The organism is Streptomyces sp. NPDC030245 (assembly GCF_055572995.1).
Genome location: NZ_JBVICF010000009.1, coordinates 196,129 through 209,248, shown reverse-complemented (window position 1 = coordinate 209,248; position 13,120 = coordinate 196,129). Strand labels below are relative to the sequence as shown.

The following is a 13,120-nucleotide window of genomic DNA, read 5'->3' as shown; positions in this document are numbered from 1 at the left end:
GGCAGGCCGTTCCTTTCGGGTTCATGAACAACTGACGCTGTTTCATGGACACTTCAAGGGGTGCGCTCTAGCTTCGGCGCATGTCCAGCAGACTGCGCCGCCTCGTCCCCGCCGGTGTCCTGGCGCTGACCGTCTCCCTCGCGGTCCCCGCCCACGCCGACGACATACCCAGAGCCCCCGGGCACCGGCTCGTCGAGCAGTACGAGGGCGCGCCCGCCGACGCCCGCCCCCTGCCCGGCACCCCGCCGCCCCAGCACCCCTACCTCGCCGCCAACGGCCGCAGCGGCATGCACGCCGACGCGGCGGGCAGCGGCACGTACCCCTGGAGCGGGCCGCTCGGCAAGCGGCCCGCGGTCGACAGCGAGAAGATGGCGGCGCTGGGCGGCGAGTGCGCGACCGTCACCTTCGACCGCGACGGGCGCGTCATCACCGTGTGCGGCACGTTCACCGGCTTCCTGGTCAAGCTGCTCGACCCGAGGACGCTGGACACGCTCGCCGAGTACAAGCTGCCGCAGCGGCCCTCGACCGTCGAGGCCATCACCCGGCTCGACTTCTCGAAGATCTTCAAGGACACGTCGGGCGGCGCCTATTCGTACCTCGACAACGAGGACAGGCTCGTCCTCGCCGACTCCCGTCAGCACATCGTCCGGCTCGCCCACGAGCGCACGCCCGACGGCGGCTGGCGCTTCGTCGTCGACAAGGAGTGGGACCTGACGGCACACGTCCCGCACGACTGTGTCAGCTGGACCTACCTCTACCCGAGCGGTGAGTGCGACCCCGTCACGTCGGTGATGCCGGACTGGGACGGGCGCATCTGGTGGGTGACCCGGCAGGGGCGGGTCGGGACCGTCGACCCGAAGTCCGGCGACATCCGCTCGATCCGCCTCTCCGGCGAGGAGATCCAGAACTCGTTCTCCGTCGCGGAGGACGGCGTCTCCATCGTCTCCGACCACGCCCTGTACAGCTTCCGTGCCACCGCCGACGGCACACCCAAGGCCCTCTGGCGCCAGACGTACGACCGCGGCACCGGCACCAAACCCGGCTCGGTGAACCAGGGTTCGGGCACCACCCCCGACCTCTTCGGCGAGCACGGCGACTATGTCGCGATCACCGACAACGCCGACGACCGCATGAACGTCCTCGTCTACCGGCGCGGCGCCGACGTGCCGGCCGACGAACGGCTCGTCTGCAAGGTCCCCGTCTTCCGGTCCGGCGCGTCGACGACCGACAACTCGCTGATCACCTGGGGCGACAGCCTCGTCGTCGAGAACAACTACGGCTACGAGAACATCACCTCGCTCACCCTCGGCCGCAGCGTCGTCGGCGGCGTCAGCAGGATCGACGTGCGCGAGGACGGCAGCGGCTGCGACACGGCCTGGGAGAGCGGCGTGCGCGCCCCCTCCACCGTGCCCAAACTCTCCACCGCGAACGGCCTGTTGTACTTCTACACGAAGGAGCCCAACAGCCTCGGCGTCGACGCCTGGTACCTCACCGCGGTCGACTTCCGCACCGGCGACACCCGCTGGAAGCGGCTCGCCGGCACGGGCGTCGCCTACGACAACAACTGGGCGCCCGTGACGCTCGGACCCGATGGGACGGCCTATGTGGGCGTCTTCAACGGGCTCGTGGCGGTACGCGACACGGAGTGACGGGCCGTCATCACCGGGAGAACACGCCGATGCCGTTCGGCACCGGCCGCTCGACCCCGCCGCTCGGGTTGTTGCGGACCGTCACGGCATCGGCGCCCGGGGCCCGCGCGACCAGGGTGGACGTCGCGGAGACCAGGGTGGAGGAGCCGCCGCCGTCCAGACTGAAACCGTCCCGCGCGCCGAGGCCCCGCAGCGTCTCGGCCACCTCGGCGATCGTCAGCCCCGCACGGAACTCCGGGGAGCCGTCGAGCGAGAGCAGCAGCAGCCGACGCCCGTCGTCGGAGATCCCCGCCGCCGTCCGCACCGCCGCCGTCGTGGCGTCGAGGCCGGGCAGCGGCACACCGCCCCGCAGCACGGGGTAACCGCCGATCGCGAAGCGCAGCGGCATACGTGACTCGGCCGCCACCAGGCGGTGCCTGACGTGCACCCGGTCGCCCGTCGACAGCTTCCGCAGCTCCTGCGCGCCCGCCTCCCGGCCGACCAGGACCGTCTCGTCCGGGGCGATCGGGCCGCTGCCCGGCGTCCCGGCCGAGGCCACGACACGCCCGTCACGGACCGTCACCTCATGCGTGTCGGTGCTGCACGGCGCGCCGCGGTTCGTGTCGGTGCCGCAGGTCGCGCGCACGCGCGAGACGGCGCCCCAGTCGGTGGTGAAGGCGCCGACGGAACCCACCGGCAGCGCGTACTGATTGAGGCCGCCCAGCGGGAGGCGAGAGGCCCGGGTGCGGATCTGCCCCTCCAGGGCGAGGCTGTCCAGGCGGGCCCTGCGGTCCTGGCCCACGCCGAGCACGGCCTCGGTGGTCACGCCCGGCGGCATCGCGGGGCCGAAGCGCTGCCCGTTCGGCACGGCGGCCTTGAGCGCGCGGCCCCGCGCGATCGCCGGGCCGACGGGCGCGCCGGTCGCCGCGACACCCGGGTGCTGCGTCTCGCTTATGTTGAAGAAGTCGCCGTTGATGCCACCGACGGCCCCGGCCCCGTCCGCGAGCGCCGAGACGGGCGCACGCGCGGCGACCTTGCCCGGATACAACAGCCCGACGCTCGTGCGCGGATCGCGCAGATCCACGTCGAGGACGTGCGCGCGGGCCGTGCCGCGTGAGCCCGCCACGTCGAAGTACCGGTACTCCACGCCCGGCGCGATCCTGCCGCCGGCGCGCTCGGCGACGCCGGAAGCACCGCCGGCCGGTGCCGCTCCCGCGAGAGCCGCACCGGCCAGCATGCCGAGCGTCGTGAAGAAGGTGCAGACCGTTCTGAACCGTCCACCGCGTTGCTTCTGGCGTGCCACAGATCCCCCTGGTTCCTGGTGTCGGCCGGGCGGCGAAGTGAGCGAAGTAACTGTCGCAGCAGCCAGGGGAGTTCACCAGACGCGGGTTGCTACGTTCCGGCCAGGCGGGAACGGATGAGGAAACGTACGCCCTCCGGCGCCTCCAGGGAGAAGCCGCTGCCTCTTCCCGGCACCACGTCCACGATCAGCCGGGTGTGGCTCCACACCTCGTACTGGCTCTTCGACATCCAGAACGCTACGGGCTCGGCCACCCCGTCGACCGTCAACGACGCGAGGCACACGTCGGAATCACCGGTACGGAAGTCGCCGTCCGGGAAGCACATGGGTGCGCTGCCGTCGCAGCAGCCGCCCGACTGGTGGAACATCAGCGGCCCGTGCAGCTCCCGCAGCCGCCGTACGAGCCGTGCGGCGGCGGGGGTGAGCTCCACCCGCGGGGTGCTGCCATCGGCGCCCTTCGTCTCCTGGCGGTCCATGGGGCGACTCTGCCGCGCGGCACGTTGCAACAGGGTTGCGAGGCACGGTCGCCGGGCGGCTGTTCGGAGCAATTGTGGGATGGTCGGGCCGTGTCGCGCGGGGCGCGGCGGCGGGCCGCCCGAAGCTGGGGCGATGCGCTGGTTCCTCTCGTCGCTCGCCGCTCTGTCGCTGGCCGTACCCGCCTCGCACGGCGCCGCCGCCGTCCCCGCTCCCGCCACCCTCGTCGAGCCCGCGTGCCGCGCGGGCACCGCCCCCTACCAGCGCGAGCTGGAACGCGAGCTGCGGCTGCCGGTCGACGGGCGCCAGTCCGCCGCCGACTGCGTGGCCATCCGACGGCTCCAGCAGCGGCTCGGCATCCGCCCTGCGGACGGCAGCGCCGACCTGCGGACGTACCGCTTCGCCGTCGCCGACTCCGTCCGGCGCGACCCCGCGCAACGGCGGAGCTGTCCAGTGAAGCCGTACCGGGTCACGTGCGTGGACCTGACCCGACAGGTCCTGTGGGCACAGGCGGGCCGCAGGCTGGTCTTCGATCCGGTGCCGATCCGCAGCGGCCGGGACGGCCTGGAGACCCGGCACGGCTGGCAGCGGATCTATCTGCGCAAGAGCTACCACTACTCGACGATCTATCACGTGCCCATGCCGTACGCGCAGTTCTTCAACGGCGGGCAGGCCCTGCACGGGACCAGTGCGGACCTCTTCTCGTCGGGCTCGGGCGGCTGCGTGAACCTGGCCCTGGAGGACGCGAAGCGCCTCTACGACCTGCTGCTCAAGGGCGACCGCCTCTACCTCTGGGGCACGAAGCCGGGCACGGACGACTGAACGCCACCCGTGCCCGGCGGTCCCGGCCGGAATCATCCGGCGGGGATCACTTCTTCTTCTTGCCTCCGCCGCGCTCGTTGGTGAGCGTCACCGTGACGCCCTCGGCCGCGTTGCCCGCCGTCACCCTGTGCGGGCCGCTGACCGTCCTCGACGGCAGGACGTATCCGTCGGGAACGGCGGTCTCCCGCAGGTAGTACGAGCCGAGGTCGAGGCCCTGGTACTCGCACCGGCCGCGGCCGTCCGTGGCACAGCCCCCGTCGGTGAGCGTGTCCCGGCCCGCGCCCGAGGTCTGGAGACCGGGCCTGCCGTTGGTCTCGCGCCACAGCTGGAAGACGGCGCCCGGCAGCGGCCTGCCCGTCTTCTTGTCCTTCTTGACGACCGTGATCGAGCCGGTGTCCTCCGGTTCGTCGCGCACGCTGTTCAGCGCCTCGACGGAGACTCCCGTCGCGGCGTCGGCCGCGGTGAGGACGAGGGGGCCGAAGACCGCCGGGTCGGGCAGCTCGTACCCGTCGGGGGCCTTCGTCTCGACCCAGTAGTAGGTACCGACGGAGACCTCCCTCTCGCAGCGGCCGACGGCGTCCGTCGTGCAGGGCGAGCCGGTCGGGGTGTCCGGGTCCGAACCCGTCCGCTGGAGGCCGGGCCTGCCGTTGGTCTCGCGCCACAGCTGGAAGACCGCGCCCGGCAGCCGCCTGCCCGTGTCCTCGTCCTTCTTGACGACGGTGACCTCGCCCTCCACGACGGTGGGCTTCTTCTCGTTCTCCGCCGTCACCGACACGCCCGCGGAGGCGTTGGCCTCGGTCAGCTCCAGCGGCCCGAAGACGTTCGGCGAGGGCAGGTCGTAGTCGCGCGGTGCCCTGGTCTCGCGCCAGTAGTACGTGCCGAGCGGCACCGTCCGGGCGCACTCGCCCGGCGCCTCGGTGACGCACGCGCCGCCGACCTGCGTGTCCGGGTAGTCGCCGCGGGTCTGTAGCCCGTCGACGCCGTTGGTCTCCTGCCACAGCTGGAACTCGGCGCCCGCGAGCGGCTCCCCGTCGTCCTCGTCGGTCTTGACGACCTTCACCTCGCCGGTGGTGGGCGTGTCGGAGCAGTCGGGCAGGTCGCCGTCGAAGGGGTAGTTGTGGAATTCCTGGCCGCCGCCACCCGACGCCGCACTGGTGTGGGTGAGCGAGCCCGTGGTGAAGAAGCGGCCGTTGATGCCCGGGATGCTGATGGTGGACGACGATGCCTGGTCGCCGATCAGAACGCTGCCCTGGAACTGTCCGGTGCCCTTGATCTCCACCGAGGTGGCGTCGGGGAAGTTCCACAGCAGACGGCCGCGCAGCTTGTTGAACGCGCTGCTGTCGTCGATCGTCCCGCTGTACGTGTTGATGGTGCGCCTGGTCCCGAGGATGTTGACCAGCACCGTGGCGCCGTCCGGGATGCCCTCGAAGCGGATGCCCTCCTGGCCGCCGCTGCCGCCCATCAGGTCGAAGTCCACGTTGAAGACCTGGAGCGCGGAGGTGCCGTCGCCCCGGAACAGGGTCTCGCCGCCCGCGTGCGTGGCCGTGCCCGTCGGCGTGCGCGTGCCGCCCTCGGGGTGGGCGTAACACTGGCTGGCGGCGGTGAGTTCGTCCCGCAGCGGGCGGTAGGGGGCGGCGGCGTCGGCGTCCTCGCGCACGGTGGCGACGATCCGGCCGGTGGTGTCACCGGCGTGGCGCACCACACCGTCCTCCGCGAGCAGCCGCTCCCCGGCGGCGACCCTGACCCCGCCGCCCGTGGTGAGCCAGTCCGCGCCGACGGGCGGCGCGACCCGGGAGCCGACGCCGGCCTCCCCGATGTTGTAGACGCTGCTGGCGCCGGCGACCTTGTCCTGGTCGAAGTCGCCGAGGACGACGACGCGCCCTTCGGCCTCCGCGGCCCTCCCGCGGACGAGGAAGTCCCCGCCCACGTACATGTTGATGGCGTTGTCGCGGTACTGGATCGCACCGTTGTTGACCGGCGGGTAGCCGTCGCTCGGGCAGTTGCCCGGCACACACGGGCCGAGCCCGCCGGGCAGCGGCTTCGCCGCGGCGGCCGCGGCGGAGTGCGCGGCGGCGGGCATGGCCGGCAGGCCGCTTCCCGCCACGACGGCGAGGAGACAGAGATACCTCATTCCGGACCGGAAGAGGGAGGGGACGGTCACGTGCACATCAGCTCCTGACAGGGACAGAACGACGTGGAGGAGGCTTGCACGAACGCCGTCCGCAGCCGATCAACCGATCCGTGCCCTCCCGCGAAGAGCACCGCAAAGGGCGAGTGCGGGGCGCATGGCCTGCTCGCCGCGGCCGCGATCCGCACGGCCGAGCGATGTGATCACCCGATCGTGAGTTCTGCCGCTCCCGGGCCGGTTCCGGCGCGATGCTCACGGGGACGGCGGGCGACCGGCGCCGTCCGGACGCGCGAGGGGGCGGGGGAGACGGCATGACTCGGGATACACGACCGCACGGAGGCCCGGACGGGCAGGCGGTGCTCCTGGTGGCCGGACTGGCCGATCTGGCGGTGAGCACGGTGAGTTCGGCCCTGGGAGCGGTGCGCGGAGTGCTGCGCCGCTCCGACACCGCCGAGCTTGCCGCGGACGCCGAGCGCGAGCTCACGGCCCGCGGGCGCCTCGCGCTCGACCGGTACGCGACGGTGCCCCCGGCCCACCTGGAGATCCTGGCCCGGCGCGCCCTGGCCCGACGGGCCGCCGATGACGTATGACCTTTGGGAGCCGACCGGCTTCAAGACCCGCGTCGACGACGTCCTGCACCGCTTCGTGGCCGAGGAGGCGGACCGGTTCGCGGCGGTCGACCCGCTGCTCGGCCCGGTGGCCGAGCAGCTGGAGGCGGCGGTCGCGGACGGCAAGCGGCTGCGGGCGGCGTTCTGCTACTGGGGCTGGCGCGCGGTGGGGCAGCCCGACAGCGACGCGCTGGCACGGGCGGCGGCCGCCATGGAACTGGTGCACGCCGCGGCGGTCGTGCACGACGACCTCATCGACGACAGCCCGCTGCGGCACGGGCGGCCCACCGCGCACCTCGCGCTGCGCGGCGCCGTACGGCGCAGGCCCCGCCGCGACGCCGCCGCCAGGTCACTGGCGATGCTCGTGGGTGATCTCCTGATGGCCCTGGCCGGGGAGCTCTTCGCCGCGAGCGGCCTGCCCGCCGCCTATCTGGCCCGGGCCAGACCGCTGTGGACGGTGATGGCCAGGGAGCTCATCGCGGGCGAGTGCCTGGAGATCCTGCGCACCGGAGCCGTGCCCGACACCGAGGCGTCGCTGAAGGTGATCCGCTACAAGACCGCCAAGTACACCGTCGAGCAGCCCCTGCTCATCGGCGGGGCCCTGGCCGGCGCGGGGACACGGCTGCGCGACGGCTTTCGCGCGTACGGGCTGCCGCTGGGCGAGGCGTTCCAGCTGCGGGACGACCTGCTGGGCCTGTTCGGGGACCCGGAGATCACCGGCAAGGCCAACGCCGACGACGTGCGCGCCCACCGGCCCACGGCCCTCCTCGCGGAGACCTGGCGCCTCGCGGGCGACGACGAGCGGGAGCGGCTGCGCACTCTCCTCGGCCGGCCGGACCCCGGCGGCGAGAACCTCGAAGAGGTGCGCGAGGTGATGCGCCGGCTCGGGGCGCCCGCCCGCGTCGAGGACATGATCGGCGCGCGGGTCGAGGACGCCCTCGACGCCCTGCGCGAGCTGGTCCTGCCCCCGCACGCGGACACCGCGCTCACCGCGCTGGCGCGCTCGGCCGCGCTCCGTCCGTCCTGACCCGCAACGGAAGACGAGGAACCCTGCCATGACCTGCACCGAGGCATCGATGGACGGCCTGCGCCGGGCCGGGGACGAACTCGCCGACGCCACCGTCGCCACGCTCTTCGAACGCGGGCAGGTGGGCACCTTCAACACCCTGATGCGGTACGTCTCCACCGCCGGCGCCCCGCTGCCGGACGGGCTGCCCGACGTGGCGCGGGAGTACCTGGAGGCCACCCGCGTCCCACCGTCCTGGGTGGACTGGGGGGAGATGGAGAAGGCCCGGCTCTTCTTCATCGACAACAACGTGCACATCTCCACCGCCCTGTCCTTCGCCTCCATGCCCGCCTGTTACGTCGTCCCGCACGTGGCGAAGCTCCTGTCCGCCACGCACGGACTGAAGTACCCCTCCAAACGGATGGCGGAGACCGGGCAGTTCACCGTCCACCTCATGCAGCCCGACGCCTTCGAGAGCGGCAGCCGCTTCATCCCCGCGGCCCAGAAGGTGCGCCTCCTGCACGCGTCCATCCGCCACCACCTGGAGCGCGAGAACCAGTGGGACACCGCCGCCCTCGGCACGCCGATCTGTCAGGAGGACATGATCGGCGGGCAGATGTTCTTCTCGATGCTCGTGCTGGACAGCCTGCACCGCCTCGGCATCCACATGTCGACGGAGGGTGCGGAGGCCTACTACTACGCCTGGCGCGTGGTCGGCGCGATGCTCGGCGTCGACCAGGAGGCGGTGCCCAAGACGCTCGACGAGGCCCGCCGGTTCCTCGATCTGTACATGCTCCGCCACATGGGCCCCTCCGACGAGGGCGCGCACCTGACCCGGCAGCTCATCGACCTCTACGAGGAAGTGGTGCCGGGAACCCTGCTCGACCCCGTCGTCTCCGCCCTCATCCGCTTCCTCGTCGGAGACACCTGCGCCGACTGGCTCGCGGTGCCGCGCACGCCCTGGGACACCGCGGTCAGGGCGGTGCCCCGCCTCCTCGGCGTCCTGGAGAGTATCGAGGACCGCTCCCCGTACGGCGCCTGGGCGCTGGACCGCATCGGCCACCTCGTCAGCGTCTTCGAGCTGTCCTCCCTCACCCGCGGACGCGTGATGCACTACGCCATCCCGGAACAGCTCAAGAAGGACTACGGCGTCTCCACCACGGTCCCGCCCGGCCGCCGGTGGACCCCGCCGCCCGCCTGGACCCGCTGAGAGGCGCCAGGACCCTGGCGGTGTGGTGCGCGCTGCACGAGGATGACCCCTCCTCGGGGGTGTCCGCGGAGCGGAGGCAGTGCGATGGGGAGACACGCGGCGGCGGGACGGCGGCGCGGGCGGCCTGTCGTGTCCGGTGCGCTCGGCGTGACGGTGCTCGGCGCCCTGTTGTGCGTGCCGGGCGCCGGGGGAGCGCCGCTGTCGGCCGACGCCTGCCGCACCGCGGGCAGCACGCTGCCGCGCGGGGACTGCGGGCCGTTCTGGCAGGTCCTCGCCGAGGACTTCAACGGCGACCGGGTGCCGCTCGGCGCGTTCAGCGACTGCGACCACCACGCCGACACCTCCGCCGCGTACTGCGCCGGCCTCGACGGCTCCTACCGCGACAACTGGTGGGCGTACCCCACGGGCTGGCGCGACACGGCGAACGACCGGGACCGTGACGTCGTCGGCGTCTACCACCCGGAGGACACCGTCAGCGTGGGCCCTGCGGCCGACGGCGACGGCCGTATGCGCATCCGCATGTGGCGGCCCGCCGACGGAGGGCCCGTACACGCGTCGGCGGTGGTACCACGCGCCGTCATGCAGATGAAGTACGGCAAGTACAGCGCCCGGATCAAGGTGACCAAGCAGGCTCCCGGCTACAAGTCGGCCTGGCTGCACTACGGCGGCGGCTGCGAGATGGACCACCCCGAAGGCGAGTGGACCGGCTCCCTCAACGCCTTCCACCACCCCTGCGGCGGCGGCGAACAGGGCTCGTACCCGGGCGCCGACGACTGGACCGAGTGGCACACCGTCTCCACCGAGTGGACCCCCGGCCATGTGCGGTTCTTCGTCGACGGGCGCGAGACGGGGCACGACACGAGGGGCGTGCCGGACCGGCCGCTCTCCTGGGTCCTCCAGAACGAGAGCGCCCTGGAGGGGCCGGGGGCGGCGCCCGGCAGCAGCGCCCAGCTGGAGATCACGTGGGTGGCCGCGTACGCGTACGGCTGGAAGTGACGCGCGGGCGCCGCGAGTTCACCCGCCCGTACCGGAATCGTCACCTCGTACAACCCTTCCGCCGCATCCCCTGTCGAACAGGGCGCCGGACAAGGAACGGGCCCTTGCCGGACCCCCCCGCGCCTGCCCGGCCACCTTCTTCCACAGGAGCCGCTCGTGCGCAAGAACCGTTCGGCCGCCCTCGCCGCGGCCTCGTTCCTTCTGCTGACCGGGGCCGGTATCGCCGCCGCCCCCTCCGCCTTCGCCGGTACCCCCGGCGGCACGCATGCCAACGACCGCAACAGCGACTTCAACGGCGACGGATACGAGGACGTCCTGGTCGGTGCCCCGGGCGCCACGGTGAGCGGGGCCAAGGGAGCCGGCCTCGTCACGGTCCAGTACGGCTCGACCAGAGGCATCGGCACCACGAACGTCGCCCGGTTCAGCCAGTCGACGGCCGGCGTCTCCGGCGCCGCCGAGGCCGGCGACAACTTCGGCAAGGCCGTCGCCACCGGTGACCTGGACGGCGACGGCTACGACGACGCGATCGTCGGCATCCCCGGCGAGGACCTCGACGAGGGAGTCGACGCCGGTGGCGTCGCCGTCCTCTGGGGCTCCGAGTCCGGACTCACCGGCTCCGCCAGCACCTGGTTGCAGAGCGGGGAGGCCGCCGCGGGCCAGCAGTTCGGCCTCGGCCTGGCCGCGGCACACTTCACCGCGGCCACGCCCGGCGACCTCCTCGCCGTCCTCGACCGGGACAACGTGGACCTCTTCGCCTACGACCCCGCGCCGCAGGGAAGGGGCGAGACTCCGCTGCGCAGGCAGGCCACCGAGCAACTCGGCAGGTCGGCCGACGCGAGCCAGATCGTGGCCAAGTCGCTGACCACCGGCGACTACGACGACAACGGCTACGCCGACCTCGTCGCCGCCGGTACGACCGAGGGGGACGAACCCGGTCACGGCTGGTCCGTGCAGTTCGCGGGCGGCGCCGACGGCCTCACGTACAAGAACGACCTGCGCGGCGGCCCCGCGGCGGCCTCCGGCGACATCAACAACGACGGCTACGACGACCTCGTGACCGGCGAGCCCAACTCGCCCGACGACGGCGGCGAGACGATGACCGGCGGCCTGGTCGGCGTGCGCTACGGCACCGCGAACGGCCTCGGGGAGGAGGCCAAGTGGTGGACGCAGGACGCCGAGGGCGTGCCCGGCGTCGCCGAGCGCGGTGACGGCTGGGGCGCCGACCTGTCCGTCGCGGACACGGACGGCGACGGCTACGCGGACGTCGCGATCGGCGCCCCGGGCGAGGACATCGGCACGGTCGCCGACGCGGGCGCCGTCTGGGTGCTGCGCGGCTCGGACAACGGGCTGACGGCGAGCGGCGCGAAATCCTTCGACCAGGACTCCGCCGACATCCCCGGCGCGCCCGAGAAGGGCGACAAGTGGGGCGCCCAGGTCCGGCTCTCGGACCCCAACCGCGACGGCCGCTTCGGCCTCCTCGCGGCCGCCCCCGGCGAGAACGCCGGCGACGGCGTGATCTGGGTTCTGTCGGCGGGCTCCGGCGGTGTCACCGGCGCCGGGTCCTGGACGTACGGCGCGGGCTCGCTCGGGGCGCCCGCGACGGGAGCGGCGTTCGGCGCGGCGATCGACGAGTAGCCGCCGGCCGGGGCCCGTCCGGCGGACAGGCCCTAGCCGAAGCGCTCCACGCGGAGATTGGCCGGTGGGTACGGCGAGAAGGAGGTCGTACCCACCGACCAGTAGCCGCCGCCCGTTCCGGGGATCGGGGTGAGGGCCGCCGGAAGGTAGGCGTCAGGTGTCGCGGGGCCGCGTTCGCTCGCCCAGGCCGTGCCGTTCCAGCGCAGGTAGTGGGCGCGTTTCTGGTCCCAGAAGTCCCAGCCGGAGATCAGGTCGGGGCGGCCCTGGCCGTCGCCCGAGATGCCGCTCAGCAGGCCGACGGTGAAGGGCGCGCCGGGGCTGGTCCACTGTGTGCCGTCCCAGTGCTCCAGGCTGATGCCGGGCGGCTTGCCGGGAGGTCCGCCCGGCCCGAAGGCGTAACCGGTCAGCCAGATGTCGTCGTGGGCGACCGGCAGCAGTCCCGTGACCGTGGCCCGGATGCCGGGCAGGTGCGGCACGACCGTCCAGGCGCCGTCCCAGCGGGCGATGACGTCGCCGAACACCCACACCTCGCCGCCGGGCGTCACGGTCACGCCGGAGGGTGTCGGCGCCGCCGTGTCCGGCAGGGGTGCGCACCAGCGCCATGTCGTGCCGTCGCGGCACAGCAGCCCGGCACGGTCCTGGTACCGCCCGGACACCCAGAACCGGCCGTCGGGCCCTGCCGCGACGTCCGTCAGCCGCGTCCCCGCCGCGCCGCGCCCGGGGAAGCCGGCCTCGCGCCAGGTCGCGCCGTCCCAGGTGAGGAGCTGGTCGTGGCCCGCGGCGTTGGTGCCGACGGCCCAGGCGGCGCCGCCCGCCGGGTCGGCGGCGACGGCGCGCAGGGCGCCTGTGTACGTGAGGTGGGCGAGGTCGTTCCGGGACCAGGCGGTGCCGTCCCAGCTGAGCGAGAGGGGAGTGCCGAGGGTCCCGCCGTACCGGCCCTGCTCGCCCACGGCCCAGGCGAGGCCGGGTCCCGCGGCGGCCACGGAGGTGAGGTGGGCGGCGGGCTGTCCGGCGGGCGCGGTGACCTCCCGCCAGGTGCCGGAAGCGGCCGCGGGGCGGGCGGCGGCGGTTGTGGACAGGGGCACGGAGAGGGCGGCCCCCGTGCCGGTTGTCGCCAGACCACAGGCAAGACCACGGACAAAGACGCGTCTTCGCATGAGAAGAGCCTTCCTCTGCTGGGAGCCGTTCACGGTGCGTGAGGTTGGGGGCGCGCTGAGGTGTGCAACACCCTGAACCGGGCGCCCTGCCGCGTCAATGCGCGCGGGTGCGTGTTTTCGTCCTGGTCCGGACCAACTACCGCTCAGTAGCCGCGA

11 protein-coding genes are annotated in these 13,120 nt (G+C 73.1%); 7 read left to right on the top strand and 4 right to left on the bottom strand.

Annotated features, from left to right (window positions below; translation table 11 throughout):
* The first annotated feature begins 80 nt into the window (after positions 1–80).
* Positions 81–1,649, top strand: a complete 1,569-nt coding sequence (locus ACZ4Z4_RS24375; RefSeq protein ID WP_468330941.1) for a hypothetical protein — start codon at positions 81–83, stop codon at positions 1,647–1,649.
* 10 nt (positions 1,650–1,659) lie between these two features.
* On the opposite strand, the gene ACZ4Z4_RS24370 is transcribed toward ACZ4Z4_RS24375, so the two are convergent.
* Positions 1,660–2,865 carry a phosphodiester glycosidase family protein gene (locus ACZ4Z4_RS24370; protein ID WP_468331482.1) on the bottom strand — a complete coding sequence of 402 codons (1,206 nt, stop codon included), beginning with the start codon at positions 2,863–2,865 and terminating at the stop codon, positions 1,660–1,662.
* Between the two features lie 155 nt (positions 2,866–3,020).
* Positions 3,021–3,404: a DUF779 domain-containing protein gene (locus ACZ4Z4_RS24365; protein WP_468330938.1), complete on the bottom strand. Its 384-nt coding sequence runs from the start codon at positions 3,402–3,404 to the stop codon at positions 3,021–3,023.
* Positions 3,405–3,537: 133 nt separating this feature from the next.
* On the opposite strand from ACZ4Z4_RS24365, the gene ACZ4Z4_RS24360 reads away from it, so the two are divergent.
* Positions 3,538–4,224: a L,D-transpeptidase gene (locus ACZ4Z4_RS24360; protein WP_468330935.1), complete on the top strand. Its 687-nt coding sequence runs from the start codon at positions 3,538–3,540 to the stop codon at positions 4,222–4,224.
* A gap of 46 nt (positions 4,225–4,270) precedes the next feature.
* Here the strand turns inward: ACZ4Z4_RS24360 and ACZ4Z4_RS24355 are convergent, their stop codons facing one another.
* Positions 4,271–6,385: a choice-of-anchor A family protein gene (locus ACZ4Z4_RS24355; protein ID WP_468330932.1), complete on the bottom strand. Its 2,115-nt coding sequence runs from the start codon at positions 6,383–6,385 to the stop codon at positions 4,271–4,273.
* A gap of 278 nt (positions 6,386–6,663) precedes the next feature.
* On the opposite strand from ACZ4Z4_RS24355, the gene ACZ4Z4_RS24350 reads away from it, so the two are divergent.
* From ACZ4Z4_RS24350 to ACZ4Z4_RS24330, 5 genes are all read left to right on the top strand, one after another.
* Entirely contained in the window at positions 6,664–6,942 is a 279-nt protein-coding gene (locus tag ACZ4Z4_RS24350; protein ID WP_468330929.1) for a polyprenyl synthetase, read from the top strand.
* The gene (locus ACZ4Z4_RS24345) at positions 6,932–7,987 is read left to right on the top strand and encodes a polyprenyl synthetase family protein (RefSeq protein WP_468330926.1); all 1,056 of its coding nucleotides are present in this window, start codon (positions 6,932–6,934) and stop codon (positions 7,985–7,987) included. The genes ACZ4Z4_RS24350 and ACZ4Z4_RS24345 overlap by 11 nt, the downstream gene beginning before the upstream one ends.
* Before the next feature lie 28 nt (positions 7,988–8,015).
* Complete coding sequence (locus ACZ4Z4_RS24340) at positions 8,016–9,176, top strand: oxygenase MpaB family protein (RefSeq protein WP_468330923.1); 1,161 nt, start codon at positions 8,016–8,018, stop codon at positions 9,174–9,176.
* Positions 9,177–9,260: 84 nt separating this feature from the next.
* A complete protein-coding gene (locus ACZ4Z4_RS24335) occupies positions 9,261–10,172 on the top strand; it encodes a glycoside hydrolase family 16 protein (RefSeq protein WP_468330920.1) in 912 nt (303 codons plus the stop codon).
* A gap of 156 nt (positions 10,173–10,328) precedes the next feature.
* On the top strand, positions 10,329–11,807 hold the full coding sequence (locus ACZ4Z4_RS24330; RefSeq protein ID WP_468330917.1) for an esterase: 1,479 nt from the start codon (positions 10,329–10,331) through the stop codon (positions 11,805–11,807).
* Between the two features lie 32 nt (positions 11,808–11,839).
* Here ACZ4Z4_RS24330 and ACZ4Z4_RS24325 read toward each other — a convergent pair whose 3' ends face one another.
* On the bottom strand, positions 11,840–12,892 hold the full coding sequence (locus ACZ4Z4_RS24325) for an NHL repeat-containing protein (RefSeq protein WP_468330914.1): 1,053 nt from the start codon (positions 12,890–12,892) through the stop codon (positions 11,840–11,842).
* Positions 12,893–13,120: the final 228 nt, after the last annotated feature.